General features: G+C 69.1%; 18 protein-coding genes. 4 read left to right on the plus strand and 14 right to left on the minus strand.

What is annotated here, in order from left to right; all coding sequences use genetic code 11:
* Positions 1–702: 702 nt before the first annotated feature.
* The gene (locus tag V9K99_RS30660; protein WP_337008711.1) at positions 703–1605 is read right to left on the minus strand and encodes a hypothetical protein; all 903 of its coding nucleotides are present in this window, start codon (positions 1603–1605) and stop codon (positions 703–705) included.
* A 56-nt stretch (positions 1606–1661) separates the two neighbouring features.
* On the opposite strand from V9K99_RS30660, the gene V9K99_RS30665 reads away from it, so the two are divergent.
* On the plus strand, positions 1662–2672 hold the full coding sequence (locus V9K99_RS30665) for a 1-aminocyclopropane-1-carboxylate deaminase (protein ID WP_337008713.1): 1011 nt from the start codon (positions 1662–1664) through the stop codon (positions 2670–2672).
* Here V9K99_RS30665 and V9K99_RS30670 read toward each other — a convergent pair.
* The 12 genes from V9K99_RS30670 to hisI all read right to left on the minus strand — a co-directional run bounded on the left by V9K99_RS30670 (position 2669) and on the right by hisI (position 12089).
* Positions 2669–3430 (minus strand): VIT1/CCC1 transporter family protein, encoded by a 762-nt coding sequence (locus V9K99_RS30670; RefSeq protein ID WP_337008715.1) that lies wholly within the window; start codon positions 3428–3430, stop codon positions 2669–2671. The genes V9K99_RS30665 and V9K99_RS30670 overlap by 4 nt on opposite strands.
* A complete protein-coding gene (gene lgt / locus V9K99_RS30675) occupies positions 3423–4514 on the minus strand; it encodes a prolipoprotein diacylglyceryl transferase (protein WP_337008717.1) in 1092 nt (363 codons plus the stop codon). The genes V9K99_RS30670 and lgt overlap by 8 nt, the downstream gene beginning before the upstream one ends.
* A gap of 89 nt (positions 4515–4603) precedes the next feature.
* Entirely contained in the window at positions 4604–5317 is a 714-nt protein-coding gene (locus V9K99_RS30680; protein WP_337008719.1) for a DsbA family protein, read from the minus strand.
* Entirely contained in the window at positions 5314–5817 is a 504-nt protein-coding gene (locus V9K99_RS30685; RefSeq protein WP_337008721.1) for a MauE/DoxX family redox-associated membrane protein, read from the minus strand. The genes V9K99_RS30680 and V9K99_RS30685 overlap by 4 nt, the downstream gene beginning before the upstream one ends.
* Positions 5814–6476, minus strand: coding sequence for an SCO family protein (locus V9K99_RS30690; protein ID WP_337008723.1), 663 nt, complete (start codon positions 6474–6476; stop codon positions 5814–5816). The genes V9K99_RS30685 and V9K99_RS30690 overlap by 4 nt, the downstream gene beginning before the upstream one ends.
* 7 nt (positions 6477–6483) lie before the next feature.
* Complete coding sequence (trpA, locus tag V9K99_RS30695) at positions 6484–7305, minus strand: tryptophan synthase subunit alpha (RefSeq protein WP_337008725.1); 822 nt, start codon at positions 7303–7305, stop codon at positions 6484–6486.
* On the minus strand, positions 7298–8509 hold the full coding sequence (gene trpB, locus V9K99_RS30700) for a tryptophan synthase subunit beta (protein ID WP_337008727.1): 1212 nt from the start codon (positions 8507–8509) through the stop codon (positions 7298–7300). The genes trpA and trpB overlap by 8 nt, the downstream gene beginning before the upstream one ends.
* Before the next feature lie 75 nt (positions 8510–8584).
* Complete coding sequence (trpC, locus tag V9K99_RS30705) at positions 8585–9391, minus strand: indole-3-glycerol phosphate synthase TrpC (protein ID WP_337008729.1); 807 nt, start codon at positions 9389–9391, stop codon at positions 8585–8587.
* 15 nt (positions 9392–9406) lie between these two features.
* Positions 9407–9661: an HGxxPAAW family protein gene (locus V9K99_RS30710; RefSeq protein WP_337008731.1), complete on the minus strand. Its 255-nt coding sequence runs from the start codon at positions 9659–9661 to the stop codon at positions 9407–9409.
* A gap of 57 nt (positions 9662–9718) precedes the next feature.
* Positions 9719–10249 carry a Trp biosynthesis-associated membrane protein gene (locus tag V9K99_RS30715; protein WP_337008733.1) on the minus strand — a complete coding sequence of 177 codons (531 nt, stop codon included), beginning with the start codon at positions 10247–10249 and terminating at the stop codon, positions 9719–9721.
* Positions 10249–11763: an anthranilate synthase component I gene (locus V9K99_RS30720; protein ID WP_337008735.1), complete on the minus strand. Its 1515-nt coding sequence runs from the start codon at positions 11761–11763 to the stop codon at positions 10249–10251. The genes V9K99_RS30715 and V9K99_RS30720 overlap by 1 nt, the downstream gene beginning before the upstream one ends.
* The gene (gene hisI / locus V9K99_RS30725; RefSeq protein ID WP_337008737.1) at positions 11760–12089 is read right to left on the minus strand and encodes a phosphoribosyl-AMP cyclohydrolase; all 330 of its coding nucleotides are present in this window, start codon (positions 12087–12089) and stop codon (positions 11760–11762) included. The genes V9K99_RS30720 and hisI overlap by 4 nt, the downstream gene beginning before the upstream one ends.
* 88 nt (positions 12090–12177) lie before the next feature.
* Here hisI and V9K99_RS30730 point away from each other — a divergent pair, with 88 nt between their 5' ends.
* On the plus strand, positions 12178–13284 hold the full coding sequence (locus V9K99_RS30730; protein ID WP_337008739.1) for a dipeptidase: 1107 nt from the start codon (positions 12178–12180) through the stop codon (positions 13282–13284).
* Here V9K99_RS30730 and V9K99_RS30735 read toward each other — a convergent pair.
* On the minus strand, positions 13281–14066 hold the full coding sequence (locus tag V9K99_RS30735) for a GNAT family N-acetyltransferase (protein ID WP_337008741.1): 786 nt from the start codon (positions 14064–14066) through the stop codon (positions 13281–13283). The genes V9K99_RS30730 and V9K99_RS30735 overlap by 4 nt on opposite strands.
* 257 nt (positions 14067–14323) lie before the next feature.
* Here V9K99_RS30735 and V9K99_RS30740 point away from each other — a divergent pair, with 257 nt between their 5' ends.
* Both V9K99_RS30740 and V9K99_RS30745 read left to right on the plus strand, forming a co-directional pair.
* Positions 14324–15334, plus strand: coding sequence for a hypothetical protein (locus tag V9K99_RS30740; protein WP_337008743.1), 1011 nt, complete (start codon positions 14324–14326; stop codon positions 15332–15334).
* A gap of 140 nt (positions 15335–15474) precedes the next feature.
* The gene (locus V9K99_RS30745; protein WP_337008745.1) at positions 15475–15795 is read left to right on the plus strand and encodes a Fe-S cluster assembly protein HesB; all 321 of its coding nucleotides are present in this window, start codon (positions 15475–15477) and stop codon (positions 15793–15795) included.
* Positions 15796–15881 lie beyond the last annotated feature (86 nt).

Genomic DNA, 15881 nt, shown 5'->3' on the forward strand with positions numbered 1-15881 from the left:
AGCTTCGCCCCTTGACCCACACCACCACGACCAGGGAAGGACGCAGCTATCCCGGAGCAGCTCACCCGAGTGGTCACGGCTGTGGGGTGGATCCGGTGGGCGGGCCTGGATCCGGGGAGGATTTGGTGCAATCGGCTGACCTTGAACACCCGGCGGGGACCTCGGACATCTGACCAGGTGTCCGAGGTCCCCGCCCGGTGTACGAGGTTCGGGGATCCGCCCGGGTTGACCAGCATCCGGCCGGTTCGGTCCGGATCCCGAGACCACAACCCCCCAAACCACGCCACCGGCGGGACCTGAGACAACAAACCGCGAGCGGAGACATGAAATATCAGGTCCCAGCCCGCCGTTTCCTGTCCCAGGTCCCGGCCGCCGGCCGCGATCTGCCCGCATAACGGACCCCAGAGCCCAGCACCGACACCGGGCCACCGAATCCCCGTTACCCCCGACTCGGGCACCACCCGCCGCAGATCCACCAACCCCGACGCCACATCGACCCGCCGCACCCAGCCCGCTCCACAACCCCGTCAGCGCCCCCGGCTCCACCGCCAGCTCCCGTGTCCACCCCAGGGAGTGAGACCACTCGGGTGAGCAGCTCCGGGATAGCTGCGCCCTTCTGGTCGGGGTGGTGGGAGTCAAGTGTCGAAGATCCCGAAGGGACGCCGAAGGCGCACTTGACGCCCGCCACCCCGACTAGCACCATCACGCAGCCCGGAGCCGCGACCCCACGCCGGCGTTTACAACCGCGACACCACAGCCGCCTTCCTCGATCGCGAGCACCCGGCACCCACGTCCTCCGCACCTAACCGGCCGAGGCGGAGCGCCACGCCTCGTGGAAGGCGGCGTAGGTCGGGTAGCGGGTGGTGGTGGCTTCTTGGAGTACGGCGTAGTGGGCGTCGGTGCCGCGGAAGGTGGAGCGGTCCAGGGTGTGTTGGAGAGGAAGACCAGGGCGGCACGGGCTAGGACGTAGGCCGTGGTGCGGGTGTCGATGGGGGCGCCCAGTGAGAACTCCTCGGGGGCCATGAATCGGCGAGCGCCGAACATGCGGCCCATGTTGTTGCGGTACGGGCCGAGGTGGTAGCTGTCCAGGTCGACCACAGTCAGGCGGCGCTCGGTGAAGTCGTAGAGCAGGGCGCCGTCGTAGAAGTCGCCCTCGACCCAACCCGCCTCGTCCAACCGGGCGTGGAGGTCGTAGAGCGCGTCCAACGCGGCGACGATCTCCGGCAAGGGGAGCGCGCGGAACCGTTGGTGCGCGCTGGACGGATCGTCACGGTCGGTGCCGAGGTGTTCGCCGTCGCGCCAGTCATAGACCAGGAGCGGGCCGCCCGGTGACTCGATCACGGCGTGCAGGGTCGGCAGGAGCGGATGGACGACGTCCGCCAGTTCGACGGCGTTGCGCAACAAGGCGACCCGGCCGGCGAAGTCCAGGTACGGCGTGGTGTTCGCGGGGTCGCCTGCGGTTTTGACGAAGTACCTGTGCGTGGCGGTCTGGACGCCGTACGAGATGTTGCCGGAATCCTGGGTGTTGGCGCCGAAGAGGGCGAAGATGGTGCCGAGGTGGTCGAGGTAGGTGGACGGCTGGACATCGATCTCGCCGGGGAACATCTGGCCGACCCTAGTCACGGCGCTCGCGGTCGAGCGACCGAGTTTCGGAGGGAACGATGTCACTGGCTGACTTTCCGCGCTATCCGCTGCTGTTCGGGCCGAGCCCGGTGCATCCGCTCGACCGGCTGACCGCTCAGCTGGGTGGCGCGAAGATCTGGGCCAAGCGCGAGGACTGCAATTCCGGACTCGCGTACGGCGGCAACAAGACGCGGAAGCTGGAGTACCTGATCCCGGACGCGCTCGCCCAGGGCGCGGACACGCTGGTGTCGATCGGCGGCTACCAGTCGAACCACACCCGGCAGGTCGCCGCAGTCGCCGCGAAGGTGGGGCTCAAGGCGGTCCTGGTTCAGGAGAACTGGGTCGACTGGCCCGACGCGCTCAACGACCGGGTCGGCAACATCCTGCTCAGCCGGATCATGGGCGCGGAGGTTCGGCTCGACCCGGCCGGTTTCGGGATCGGCTTCAAGGACAGCTGGAAGCAGGCGCTGGCCGATGTGGAGGCACGAGGAGGTACGCCGTACGCGATTCCTGCCGGTGCATCCGATCACCGGCTCGGCGGGCTCGGGTTCGCGCAGTGGGCGTACGAGGTGGAGCAGCAGGAGCGTGAGCTCGGCGTCTTCTTCGACACGATCATCGTGTGCTCGGTGACCGGGTCCACCCAGGCCGGCATGATCGCGGGCTTCGCGGGTCAGGACCGGCCGCGGCGGGTGCTCGGCATCGATGCGAGCGCGAAGCTGAAGGAGACCAGCGAGCAGGTCGAGCGGATCGCCCGTGCCACCGCGGAGCTTATCGGGCTCGGCCGTGACCTCCGCGACGACGAGATCACCATCCTCGAGGGCTGGGCCGGCGACATGTACGGCGTCCCCGTGCAGTCGACCCTGGACGCGATCCGGCTGACCGGTCAGCTCGAGGGGATGATTATCGACCCGGTCTACGAAGGAAAGTCGATGGCCGGCCTGATCGACCTGATCCGCACCGGCGAGATCGCCCCGGACTCCAACGTCCTGTACGCCCACCTGGGCGGCCAGCCCGCGCTGAACGCGTACAGCGGGCTGTTCAGGGGCTAGATGCTCGGGCCGACCAGAGTGCCGACGAAGTAGGTGAGGGCTGCGGCCAGACCGCCGAGGATCAGTTGGCGGAGGCCGGAGTACCACCAGGAACGCGAGGTGACGCGGGAGACGACGGCGCCGCAGACGAAGAGGGCGGTCAGCGACAGGATCAGGGCCGGTACGACGTTGCCGGCGCCGAGGAGGTACGGCAGCAGCGGGATGAACGCGCCGACCGCGAAGCAGATGAACGACGACGCAGCCGCGAGCATCGGGTTCGGCAGATCGTGCGGATCGATGCCGAGTTCCTCGCGGACGTGTTCCTCCAGCGCCTGGTCCGGGTCGGTGTGGAACTGCTTGGCGACCTTGCTGGCCAGGTCCGGGTCGAGGCCCTTGGCCCGGTAGGTCTCGGCGAGCTCGATCTCCTCGTCGATCGGGTGCCGCTGGATCTCCTTGCGTTCCACCTCGATCTCGGCCCGGGCCAGCTCGCGCTGGGACGCGACCGAGGTGTACTCCCCCGCCGCCATCGAGAACGCACCCGCGGCGAGTCCGGCCAGCCCGGCGAGCACGATGAACCGGGAACCGGACTCGGTGCCGCCGTCCATGCCGGCGATCAAGGCGAAGTTCGACACCAGGCCGTCCATCGCGCCGAACACGGCCGGCCGCAGCCAGCCACCGCTCACGTCCCGGTGGGTGTGATCCCCGTGATGTTCGGCCGAAACCTCCGGGGGCGATCCGCTGGAGTCGCCCTCGGAGGCTGAGATCCGATCGTCAGTCACGAGACCCGTCTGCTTCGGACCCGTTGGAGCTGCTCGCCTCGACCTTCGGCTTGTGGGCCTCGGCAGCCGGCCCTCCGGCCGGCTCCGCCTCGGCAGAGGCGGAGTTGTCCGAACCCTGCTCGGAGGTGGCGTTGTCGATGGTCGGGGTCGCGTCAACGTCCGGGGTGGACGTGTCGACCGGCTTGGGCTCGTCGGCTTCCGGCGTCGCGGCGTCCCCGGTCGGCTGACCGGCGGCGGGGCCGGTGGAGATGTCTTCGATGCCGGGGCGGAGGCGGGCGCTGAGGACGAAGGCGACCACGGCGAGGACGAACAGGATGATCGAGGTCCAGACGTTCAGCCGCAGGCCCAGGAAGTGGTTGACGGTGTCGATGCGCAGGTTCTCGATCCAGGCGCGGCCAAGGGTGTAACCGGCCACGTACAGGAAGAACGCGCGCCCGTGACCCAGCTTGATCCGGCGGCCGACCAGGATCACCAGCGCGATCACGCCGAGGTTCCAGATCGCCTCGTACAGGAACGTCGGGTGGAAGGTGGCGAAGTCGGCGTACCCCTCCGGCCGGTGGGCGGGGTCGATCTCCAGGCCCCACGGCCGGTTCGTCGGCTTGCCGAACAGTTCCTGGTTGAAGTAGTTGCCGAACCGGCCGAGCACCTGGGCCAGCGCGATCCCCGGCGCCATCGCGTCCGCGACCGCCAGGAACGGCACCTTGGCCCGGCGGCAGGCGATCCAGGCACCGAGTGCGCCGAAGCCGACCGCACCCCAGATGCCCAGTCCGCCGTGCCAGATCTTCAGCGCGTCGATCGGGGTGCCGGGGCCGTCACCGAAGTACAGCTCGGCGTCGGTGACGACGTGGTAGATCCGGGCGCCGACCAGGCCGAACGGGATGGCCCAGAACATGATGTCGGCGAGCACGGTCGGCGAACCGCCGCGGGCGACCCAGCGCTTCCGGCCGAGCCAGTAGCCGACGAAGATACCGGCCAGGATGCACAGCGCGTAGGCGCGGATCGGCAGGCCGAGGACGTGCCAGACACCCTGGCTCGGGCTTGGGATGAACGCCGGAACGATCACGGCGGGGATCAGACTAGACATGGCAAGCAGGAACGCTACTCGACCGTCCCGATCGCGGCCAGAAACTCATGGTCACGATGGGGACTCGGTGCGTCAGCGTCCGCACGGCCTCAGCCCGCCGCGACCGCTTCGTCGACGGCCTTCTGCAGGCCCTCGCCGGTGAGGTTGTCAGCGTCCAGTTGCTTGTCGTTGACGTAGACGGTCGGCGTCCCGCTGACACCCCGGTCGTCGGCGGCCTTGGAGACCGAGTCGAGCCAGCTGCCGTAGGTGTTGTCGCGGACCGCCTGCTCGAACTTCGCGTCGTCGATCCCGAGCTGCTTGCCCAGCGAGATCAACTGGTCGGTGGTCCAGGACTTCGAGAAGTCGGCGTACATCTCGTCGGCGTAGCTGAGCGCCTTGCCGTTCGCGGCCGCGGCGGCGAACGCGTTGGCCAGCCGCGGCGAGGCGTCCGGGTTCACGAAGGTCAGCGGCCAGTAGGTGAGCGTGGCGGTGCCGTCCTGGACCAGCTTGTCCACGGTCGCGCCGGTCGCCTCCTCGAACTCCGCGCAGTGCGGGCAGCGGAAGTCCAGGTAGATGTCGATATGCGCCTTGGCGCCTTCCTTGCCGACGGTGACACCCTTGCCGGTCGTGCCCGGTCCCTGGATCACGGTGGGCTCGGGGCGGCCGTTCGAGCTCACCTCGACCTTGGAGTGACTGCGCCAGTACTGCACGCCGACCCCGCCGGCCAGTGCGAGCACCAGCACGATCACCACGACGATCCCGGGCGAGATCCGCCGCTTGTTCTGCTGCAGCAGCGGGTTCACGGGGGTTTTGGTCTTGCTCACGACGCGGTGACTCCTGTCGGGGTGTGTGGATCGGACTCGAGGGCGAACTTGCTCACCGGGCTCAACCACAACCAGGCTGCCAGCAGCAGCAGGCCGACGTCCCGCAGGATCTCCTGCAGGTACTTGGTCTCACCCGGGGCGACCTCTCCACCGCCACCGAAGCAGCCGCAGTCGATCGCCAGACCGCGCGCCCAGGCGGAGGCCACCGCGGCGATGAACACGACCATGAAAACACCCGCGGCCACCGCGGCGGCGCGGACACCGAAACCGACGATCAACAGCAATCCGATCGCGATCTCCAGGAACGGCAGGCCCCAGCCGACCGGCGCCACCAGCGCGGATGGCAGCAGGTCGTACGCCCGGACCGCCTGGGACGCGGTCTCCGGATCCGTCACCTTCAGCGCACCGGCCACCAGCATCACACCGCCGAGCACGAGCCGGGCCACCAGCGAAACCCAGGGAAACCACAGCTGGTGCTTCGCACGGAAAGAGAACTTCACTGGTTGTCCTCCACCAGCTTTCCGAAGTCATGTGCGAGGTCGCCGATGGCGGCGTTCGACAACCACAGCACGTTCGCCTTGTCAGTCTTGCCGAATCCGAGCACCTGCGCGCCGTGGCCGACCTCGTAACCACCGGACGGCAGCTTCTTCATGCCCTCCACCGGTACGCCGACGGCCTTGGCGATGTCCTTGATCTGGACCAGCGACCCGGTCAGCCCCACGAACGACGGATCGAACCGGTCCAGGTACTTACGCATCACCGGCAAGGTGTCACGGGACGGATCGGTGGTGATGAACAGCAACTGCACCTGGTCCCGGACCGAGTCGTCCAACTTGGTCAGCGCGGACGCCACGTCGGCCATCACGGTCGGGCAGACATCGGGGCAGTTGGTGTACCCGAAGAACACCAGCGTGACCGGCTTCTTGGTCGACGTGACCAGGTTGAACTGGTTGCCGGCGGTGTCGGTCAACGTCGCCGCGGGCATCGAGTACGGCCGGTCCAGCGTCGCCCCGCGTAACCCGTTCGGGTCCTGGGTGGTGCGGATGATCGCACCACCGGGGTTGTCCGCCTCTTGTTTGTCCTTGCCGCCGCTGCAGCCCGCGAGGGCGAGCAGAGCCACCGCGGCGAACAGAACGGCCGCGTTCCTGGTTCGACTCACGGCGTGTCTAACGACCGGCGGCGGGGCTGGGTTCCCGTCGGACACCTTCGGCCAGCTCCTCGGTGAGCGCACGAACGGCCGCCGGACTCTCGGCCGCGGCCTTGACCAGTGCCGAGCCGACGATCACCGCGTCCGCGTACGCCGCGATAGCGGCTGCCTGGTCACCGTTCGACACGCCGAGACCGACGCCGACCGGGATTCCGGTCACCGCCTTGGTCCGCTTCACCAGCGGCGGCGCGAGGTCCGACGGCTTCTCCCGGGCCCCGGTGACACCCATCACAGCGGTCGCGTAGACGAAGCCGCGGCAGGCCCCCGTGGTCAGCTTGATCCGTTCGTCGGTGGACGACGGCGAGACCAGGAACACCCGGTCCAGCTCGTTCTTGTCCGCCGCGGCGATCCACTCCGCGCCCTCGTCCGGGATCAGGTCGGGCGTGATCAGCCCCGCTCCCCCGATCCCCGCGAAGTCCGCGGCGAACCGATCCACGCCGTACCGCTCGATCGGGTTCCAGTACGTCATCACCAGCACCGGTACATCGGAGTACGCCGCGACCTTCTCGACCGTGCTCAGGACGTCGCGGGTCCGCAGACCGGCGGCCAGGGCGATCTCGGTGGCGCGCTGGATGGTGACACCGTCCATCACCGGGTCGCTGTACGGCAGGCCGATCTCGAGCACGTCGGCACCACCGTCGACCATCGCCTTGATCGCGTCGATGCCGCCGTCGTACGACGGGAAGCCGGCCGGCAGGTAGCCGACGAGAGCCGCGCGGCCCTCGTCGTTCGCCTTCCGGATCGCGGCCCCGGCCTTGCCCAGGGCAACGAGCTCACTCACGTCCGGCCTCCTTGTCGGCCAGGCCGAACCAGGCAGCGGCCGTGTCCATGTCCTTGTCCCCGCGGCCGGACAGATTGATCAGAATCGTTGCCTCCGGCCCCAATTCCTTGGCGATCTGGAGCGCACCGGAGACCGCGTGCGCCGACTCGATCGCCGGGATGATCCCCTCGGTCCGGGACAGCAGCCGGAACGCCTCCATCGCCTCGGCGTCGGTGATCGGCCGGTACGACGCCCGCCCGGTCTCGGCCAGCCACGCGTGCTCCGGCCCGACACCGGGGTAGTCCAGCCCGGCCGAGATCGAGTGCGACTCGATCGTCTGGCCGTCCTCGTCCTGCAACAGGAACGACCGCGCACCATGCAGTACGCCGACCTGACCCGCGGTGATCGTGGCCGCGTGCCGACCCGTTTCGAACCCGTCACCACCGGGCTCGATGCCGTACAGCTTCACATCCGCGTCCGGGATGAACGCGGCGAACAGGCCGATCGCGTTCGACCCGCCGCCGACGGAGGCAACCGCGGCGTCCGGGAGCTTGCCGAGCAACTCGAGCGACTGCTCCCGGGCCTCGTCGCCGATCCCGCGGACGAAGTCGCGCACCATCGCCGGGAACGGGTGCGAACCGGCCGCCGTACCGAGGATGTAGTGGGTCTTGTCGACGCTGGCGACCCAGTCGCGCAGCGCCTCGTTGATCGCGTCCTTCAGCGTCCGGCTGCCGGTCTTGACCGAGATCACCTCGGCGCCGAGCAGCTTCATCCGGGCCACGTTCAGCGCCTGCCGCTCGGTGTCGACCTCGCCCATGTAGACGACGCACTCGAGGTCCAGGTAGGCGCAGGCGGTCGCGGTCGCGACGCCATGCTGGCCGGCGCCGGTCTCGGCGATCACGCGGGTCTTGCCCATCCGCTTGGTCAGCAGCGCCTGGCCGATCGCATTGCGGATCTTGTGCGCACCGGTGTGGTTCAGGTCCTCGCGCTTCAGCAGGATCCGGGCGCCGGCCACGTCCGACAGCCGGGTCGCGTCGTACAGCAGGCTCGGCGCGCCGACGTACTGGCGCAGCATCCGCTCGAACTCACCGGTGAACGCCGGGTCGGCCATCGCCTCCCGCCACGCCGCGGTGAGCTCGTCGAGCGGCGCGATCAGCGCCTCCGGCATGAACCTGCCGCCGAAACGGCCGAAGTGCCCGAACTGGTCGGGCAGCACAGTACTCATCCGACAGAACCTTCCAACCCGGCACGACGGCGCGGGAGAGTTTCGGCCCCGCGCCGTTTGGACCGGGCGGGATTTCTAGTGCCGCTGCTGGATGGCGGGGTGCGATCCGGCGGCGACGAGGTCGGCGACCGAGGCGCGGGGATCGCGGCCGGTCACCAGGGTTTCACCGACGAGGACGACATCGGCCCCGGCGCGCGCGAACTCGATTACATCATGCGGGCCACGGACCCCGGACTCCGCCACCCGGACCAGGTTGGCCGGGATCGTCGGCGCGACCCGGGCGAAGGTGTCCCGGTCGACCTCGAGGGTCTTCAGGTTCCGGTTGTTCACGCCGATCAGCTGAGCGCCGGCGTCCACCGCACGCCGGGTCTCCTCCTCGTCGTGCACCTCGACCAGCGGGCAGAGGCCGATCGACTGGGCCCGCTCGATCAGCGAGACCAGCGCCTCCTGCTCCAGCGCCGCGACGATCAGCAGGACCATGTCGGCCCCGGCCGCCCGGGCTTCCCAGAGCTGGTAGGAGGAGACGATGAAGTCCTTGCGCAGCACCGGTACGTCGACCCGGCCGCGGACCGCGCGCAGGTCGTCCAGGCTGCCGTTGAACCGGCGCTGCTCGGTCAGTACCGAGATCGCCGCCGCGCCGCCGCCCTCGTACTCCCCGGCCAGCGCGGCCGGGTCGGTGATCTCGGCCAGGTCGCCCTTGGACGGGCTGGACCGCTTCACCTCGGCGATGATCGCGATCCCGTCGCCGCGGAACACCGGCATCGGGTCCTTCGCGTCGGGTTTGCGTTGCGCCTCGAGCTTCAGGTCGTCCAGGCTGATGTGCGCCTGGCGCTCCGCGAGGTCCTCCCGGACCCCGGCGAGGATGTCGTCAAGCACAGTCATTTTCCGGTCCGCCCCTCAGTGCCGGTCGTCGGTCGGGACCCCGAAGCCGAGCAGTTGCATCACCTTACCGGCCAGCGCGCCGACCAGGGCAATCGCGACCGAGATCCAGAACAGCACCCAGTTCGGCCCCAGCACCATCGCGATGGCGCCCACGGTGAAGGCGATCAGCACGATGGTCACGGCGGTCCAGGCCGCCGGGCTGTTGCCGTGCAGGTCGTGAGCCTCCTCGCTCACCTGCGTCACCGGTTGATCCGCCGTCGTATCGTTCATAGTTGGCGCCCACTCCTCATCGTCGTCCCGTCCTATTGTGGCGGTAGCCCGCCGCGATCAGAGAGTCGGGTCCTCCCCGGCGTCGATCGCCTTCCACTGATCGGCCGGTGAGGCGGCCGGATCACGCTCATAACGGGCCGTCGCCCGCCGCCAGCGATGCGCTGTCAGTACGGTGGCCAGCCCCGCCGCGACCAGTGCCACTCCCCCGGCCAGCGCGAACCAGGGAGCCACTCCATTGCTCAGTACGACGCGATCGGTGACAGCCTGACTCAGCTCCGGCCGGATCCTGCTCAGCTCGGCTGCATCGGGCCGCACCTGCAGTGCGACTCCGATCGCGGCGACACCCATCAGCAGCACCAACGCGCCCAGCACGCGGCGCAACGCCGTACCGGCGAGTTTGGTGACGACGATGGCGACCACGCTCGCCAGAGCGAGTGTCACCGGGGCTTTTGTGACCGTGTAGCCGTTGAAGTCGACCACCGGCCGGCCGCTGCCCGGGTCGGCCGACGACCAGGTCAGGTACGCCGACACGGCCAGCAGAGCCAGCGCCACCAGGGCGAGCAGGTCAACCAGTCGCTGCGGCCGCATCAGACCTCACTGAACGTTCCAGCGACTGCGATCGCATTGAGTACGGCGGCCGCCTTGGTCCGGCACTCCGCGTCCTCCGCGGCCGGGTCCGAGTCGGCCACGATGCCCGCACCCGCCTGCACGTACGCCGTCGTACCGCGCAGCACCGCGGTCCGGATCGCGATCGCGGTATCGGCGTCACCGGCGAAGTCGAGGTAGCCGACCACGCCGCCGTACACGCCGCGCCGGGTCACCTCGAGCTTGTCGATGATCTCCATCGCCCGCGGTTTCGGTGCCCCGGACAACGTTCCGGCCGGGAACGCGGCGGTGAGCGCGTCGAACGCGGTCTTGCCGGCCGCCAGCTGCCCGGTGACCGTCGACTCCAGGTGCATCACGTGGCTGTAGCGCCGTACGTCCATGAAGTCGACGACCTCGACGGTGCCAGGTGCGCAGACCCGGCCGACGTCGTTGCGGCCCAGGTCGACCAGCATCAGGTGCTCGGCCCGCTCCTTGGCGTCGGCCCGCAGCTCCTCCTCCAGCGCGTGGTCCTCCTCCGGCGTCGCGCCGCGGCGGCGGGTGCCGGCGATCGGGTGCAGGATCACCTTGTTGTCGGTGACCTTGACCAGGGCCTCGGGGCTGGAGCCGACGATGTCGAACCCGTCCAGGCGGACCAGGTACATGTACGGGCTCGGGTTGGACCGGCGGAGCACCCGGTAGATGTCGAGCGCGGTCGCGGTGGTCTGCAGCTCGAACCGCTGGGAGACGACGATCTGGAACGCCTCGCCGGCCCGGATCTCCTCCTTCGCGTGCTCGACCGCCTGCCGGTATTCGGCGCTGGACCGCTGCCGGTGCGGATCCGGCTCCGCGGCGCGATCGGCGCGGACGACGTACGACGGGGTCGGCTGAGCCAGATCCGCCTCCATCGCGTCGAGCCGCCGGACCGCGTCCGCGTAGGCCTCGTCGACGCGCTCGTCGGAGTCGTCCCAGTTGACCGCGTTCGCGATCAGCCAGATCTCGCCGGTCTCGTGGTCGAGCGCGGCCAGGTCGGTGGCGAACAGGAAGGTCAGCTCGGGCAGGCCGAGGTCGTCGGTCGTTGTGTCCGGCAACCGCTCCAGCCGGCGGACGGCGTCGTACCCGAGGAAGCCGACCATGCCGCCGGTCAGCGGGGGCAGGTCGGGCAGCCGAGGCGTGTGCAGGATCTCCAGCGTCTCCCGGAGCGCCTGCAGCGGGTCACCGTGGTCCGGCAGTCCGACTGGCGGGTGCCCGGTCCACACCGCCTGGCCGTCGCGCTCGGTCAACGTCGCGGCGGACCGCACGCCGATGAAGGAGTAGCGGGACCAGACACCGCCGTTCTCGGCCGATTCGAGCAGAAACGTGCCGACCCGCTCGGCGGCGAGCTTGCCGTACACACCGATCGGCGTCTCGGCATCCGCGAGCAACCGCCGCGTCACCGGGATGACCCGACGATCCTTGGCGTACTCGCGGAAGGTCTCCAGGCTGGGGCTGTTCACAGTGGTTTGGATCTCCAGGCTCACGACGCGACCTCGATCTCGCCGTGCTCGAAGCAGCTGCGGGTTCCGGTGTGGCAGGCCGGACCCTCTTGGTCGACCAGGACGAGCAGGGTGTCGGCATCGCAGTCGACCAGGATCTGCTTGACGTGCTGACGATGGCCGCTGGTCTCGCCCTTCACCCAATACGCCTGCCGGCTGCGGGACCAGAACGTGCTCCGCTTGGTCTCCGCGGTACGGCGTACCGCCTCGGCGTTCATCCAGCCCACCATCAGGACCTCACGCGTGTCGTACTGCTGTACCACCGCCGGGATCAGCCCGGCCGCGTCGAAGGTCAGCTCGTCGATACTCACCTACCCATTGTCGCCGATCACAACTTGTGCTCCGCACACGGTGCGCTGGAATGAACACCGGCGGGGCGGTCCCTGACAAGATGACGACATGACGACGAGTGAGGCGCGGGTCCGGGAACTGTTGCGCGAGCATCCGGTGGTCGACGGGCACAATGACCTGCCGATCGCGTTCTACGAGCTGTGCGGTTACGACCTGGACGCGCACGACCTGAGCGGTTCGGTCCCCCAGGTCGACACTGACCTGCCCCGGCTGCGACTGGGCCACGTGGGTGCCCAGTTCTGGTCGCTCTGGGTGCCGCAGGACGCTGACGCCGTACGACGTACGTTCGAGCAGCTCGACTTCGTCCGGCGACTGGTCGAGCGCTTCCCGGCGGACTTGGAACTGGCGTCCTCGGCGGATGACGTGGAGGCGGCGATCAAGGCCGGCCGGATCGCGTCGCTGATGGGGATGGAGGGCGGCCACTCGATCGGTGAGTCGCTCGGAGTACTGCGGGTGATGCGTGCGCTCGGTGTCCGCTATATGACGCTGACGCACAACAACAACGTGTCGTGGGCGGACTCCGCGACGGACGAGCCGGTGCTGGGCGGGCTGAACGACTTCGGCGAGGACGTCGTCCGGGAGATGAACCGGATCGGCATGCTGGTCGACCTGTCCCACGTCTCCGCGGACACCATGCGGCACGCACTCCGGGTGACGAGCGCGCCGGTGATCTTCAGCCACTCGTCCGCCCGTGCTGTCTGCGACGTACCCCGGAACGCGCCGGACGACGTCCTCGAGACGCTGGCGCAGAACGAGGGCGTCTGCATGGTGACATTCGTGCCGTACTTCGTCTCCCAGGCGTACGTCGACTGGGTCGCCGGCGCCCGCGAGGCCCAGCCGGAGCTGAATCCGCTCAATCCGGCGGACCAAGCCAAACTGGCCGACGGGTACGACGTACCGAAGCCCGAGGTCACGCTCGACGACGTGGTGGAGCACATCGACCATGTCCGCGGGATCGCCGGCGTGGACCACATCGGGATCGGCGGCGACTACGACGGGTGCCCGGAGTTTCCGACCGGGCTCGCCGACGTCGCGTCGTACCCGAAGCTCTTCGAGGCGCTGGCCGACCGCGGCTGGAACGACACCGAACTGGCAAAGCTTGCCAGCGGCAACATCCTGCGGGTCCTCCGGGCCGCGGACGACGTGGCCGGCTAAGCCTCCCGGTACACGTCTCGGGTCTCGGGTAACGGCTCGAACCCGGCCGACTTGTAGGTGGCGACCGCGCCCACGTTGAAGGCCGGCGTGCAGACGACCGCGCTCGACGAACCCAGCTCCCGCAGGGCGCGCGCTGCCGCGACCGTGATCGCTTGACCGTAGCCGTGACCGCGGTGTGCCCGGTGCACGCCCATCGGCTCGATCAGCCCCGGCTTCCCGGGCCCCGCGGACCAGACCGTCACACCGGCGACCGCCTCGCCCTCCGCGTTACGGCCGATCAGACAGCGCGCATCGTCGTACGCCGCCCCGGCCGCCATCGCGTGCCAGCGCTCGTCGGTGAACGTGGACCCGTCGAACGACGCCCGCTGGACCGCGGTCCGCTCAGGCGCCTGCTCCGGCCCGACCACCTCGATCCGGAGACCCGAGTCCGGCACCGGCTCACTGAGATCACGCCGCAGCGGGATCCACGGCTCGTCGAACTGCCATCCGTCCTTGACCAGCAGGTCCCGGACGAGCGATCCCGTCGGCGCCTCGACGTACACCTTGCCCTCGATCAGTACGCCGCGCTCCGGCGCCGACACGTCCTCGACCAACTGCCGCGCCAACTCCTCGTCCCGGTGAGCCGGAGGCGCGATCGCCAACCGCAGTAACTCGGGATCGTCCAGCATCCCGACCGCCAGAACCTCCCCGTCCCGGCTCCACACCCGGGTAGCCGCCGCAGCCTGCTCAGCCCCGAACCGCCAATACCACCCCAAATCCCCCGGATGCAGCTGCACCCCCACCCTGTCCCCCTGCCACTCCCCCAAAACCCCCACCACATCCCCCAACCCCACAACCCCCGGCACACCCATCACAATCGCCATACCCCGATCACACACCACCCCCCCCAACCCCCGCACCCGACTTTCCCCGACCTTGAGAACCCACCGATCATTTTCGCGGGCGATTTATGGTCGGTGGGTTCTCAAGGTCGATGGGTTGTCCACAGGTGGTCGATTGGGGTAGGCGGGCGGGGGCGGTGAGGCGGCAGGGTGGTTTCGTGGATCGATTCGAGCGTGGACTGCGCGATCGGCTGGTGGCGACTGTGCGTACCCCGCAGCGCAGGCAAATCCTGCTCCGGCTCGGTCTGCGGGATGCCGATCTCCGGCGGCTCCTCCGCAAGCATGAGCTGCAGCACCACCACGGGCACTACCTCGATGGGCGCGTGGATGAGGACCTGGCGAAGATCGCCTGTGCACAGGCGATGCACCGCGGCTCGGTCATCAGTCACTTCAGTGCGGCTCGCCTGGCTGAGCTTCGCACCTGGACAGACATCAGACGTCCGTCCACGCCTCCGGCGGACGCGGTCTGGCTGACGAGACCTCCCGCAGCCAAGCGGAATCAGCGGCGCCCCGACGTCGTCGTACGCCGAGCCGGCCTGCCCCTGACTGATCTGTCCCGACACGAAGGGCTGCTCGTCACCACCGCGGCGCGGACCGTCGTTGACCTCGCGCGAGAGTTGCCGCTCCGCGAGGCGATCGTGACGGTCGACCACGCGTTGCGGACCGGTACGTCGTTCGCCGAGTGCGAGGCCGTCCTCGAACGACAGCAGCGGTGGACCGGGGTCCGGCGGGCGCGGTTCACCCTCGCATTCGGTGATCCGAGGTCGGAGTCGGCGCTGGAGTCGATCGCGCGAGCCCTCTTCGCCGCGGCGGCGATACCTCCGCCGGTGCTCCAGGCGCAGTTCTGGGATGGCGTTTGCTGGATGCCCGAACGCGTCGACTTCTGGTGGCCGCAGTTCCGGACCGTCGGAGAGGCCGACGGGCTGGCGAAGTACGAGGGCCGCAGCGCCGAGGAGCGCCGCCGGCTGATGCGCGCCAGCCACCGCCGTGACCAGCGGCTGAGCGACAGAGGCATCGAACTCGTGCATTTCGGCTGGGAGGACGCGGTCGATCGCCGCTCAGACCTACCCGCCCGCCTCCGTGCCGCATTCCACCGAGGCCAGTCCCGCTCCGACGCCCCTCCGACCTGGCGAGCCCCCGACCCCACCCTCTGGCTCCACGCCGCCTGACTCTCCCCGCAAGTCCACCTTAAGAAGCCACCGACCACTTTCGCGGGCGAATTCTGGTTGATGGGTTCTCAAGGTGGGGTTTGGGGATTGGGGTAGGGGGCACGGGGCGGGCTCAGTGATGTCTAGAGGTTGGAGTAGTTGTGCTGACGCTGACCGAGAATGCGACTCTGGTGATCAAGAGCATCACGGGGGTCGAGGGTGCGCCGGAGGGTGCCGGGGTGCGGATCTCGCAGGAGGATCCGGCCAACCCGGCGCTGGCGGTGACGACCACGGAAGCGCCACGACCAGGTGATCAGGTGGTCGAGGAGGCTGGCGCTCGGGTGTTCCTCGAGGAGAACGCCGCGAACGCGCTGGACGACAAGATCCTGGACGCGGCGGTCGACGACAAGGGCGGCGTCGAGTTCCTGCTGGTACCCCAGCCGGGTAACGGGCGGGAGAACGGTGCCGCCCCGACTCCCTGAGTCGACCTGATCGCACGCGCACGGCCGGGATCCGCCCCTTTCCGCGGTCCCGGCCGTCGCGCGTGTCCCAGCCGCACGGCCGGGAC

The organism is Kribbella sp. CCNWLW201 (assembly GCF_037203805.1).
Lineage (GTDB): Bacteria > Actinomycetota > Actinomycetes > Propionibacteriales > Kribbellaceae > Kribbella.

Bases quoted from the DNA above. Each gene is read 5' to 3' on its own strand.
- V9K99_RS30730 (WP_337008739.1), top strand. From the start codon at position 12,178: ATGACGACGAGTGAGGCGCGGGTCCGGGAACTGTTGCGCGAGCATCCG.
- V9K99_RS30660 (WP_337008711.1), bottom strand. From the start codon at position 1,605: ATGTTCCCCGGCGAGATCGATGTCCAGCCGTCCACCTACCTCGACCAC.
- V9K99_RS30710 (WP_337008731.1), bottom strand. From the start codon at position 9,661: ATGAACGATACGACGGCGGATCAACCGGTGACGCAGGTGAGCGAGGAG.
- lgt (WP_337008717.1), bottom strand. From the start codon at position 4,514: ATGTCTAGTCTGATCCCCGCCGTGATCGTTCCGGCGTTCATCCCAAGC.
- trpC (WP_337008729.1), bottom strand. From the start codon at position 9,391: ATGACTGTGCTTGACGACATCCTCGCCGGGGTCCGGGAGGACCTCGCG.
- trpB (WP_337008727.1), bottom strand. From the start codon at position 8,509: ATGAGTACTGTGCTGCCCGACCAGTTCGGGCACTTCGGCCGTTTCGGC.
- V9K99_RS30715 (WP_337008733.1), bottom strand. From the start codon at position 10,249: ATGCGGCCGCAGCGACTGGTTGACCTGCTCGCCCTGGTGGCGCTGGCT.
- V9K99_RS30665 (WP_337008713.1), top strand. From the start codon at position 1,662: ATGTCACTGGCTGACTTTCCGCGCTATCCGCTGCTGTTCGGGCCGAGC.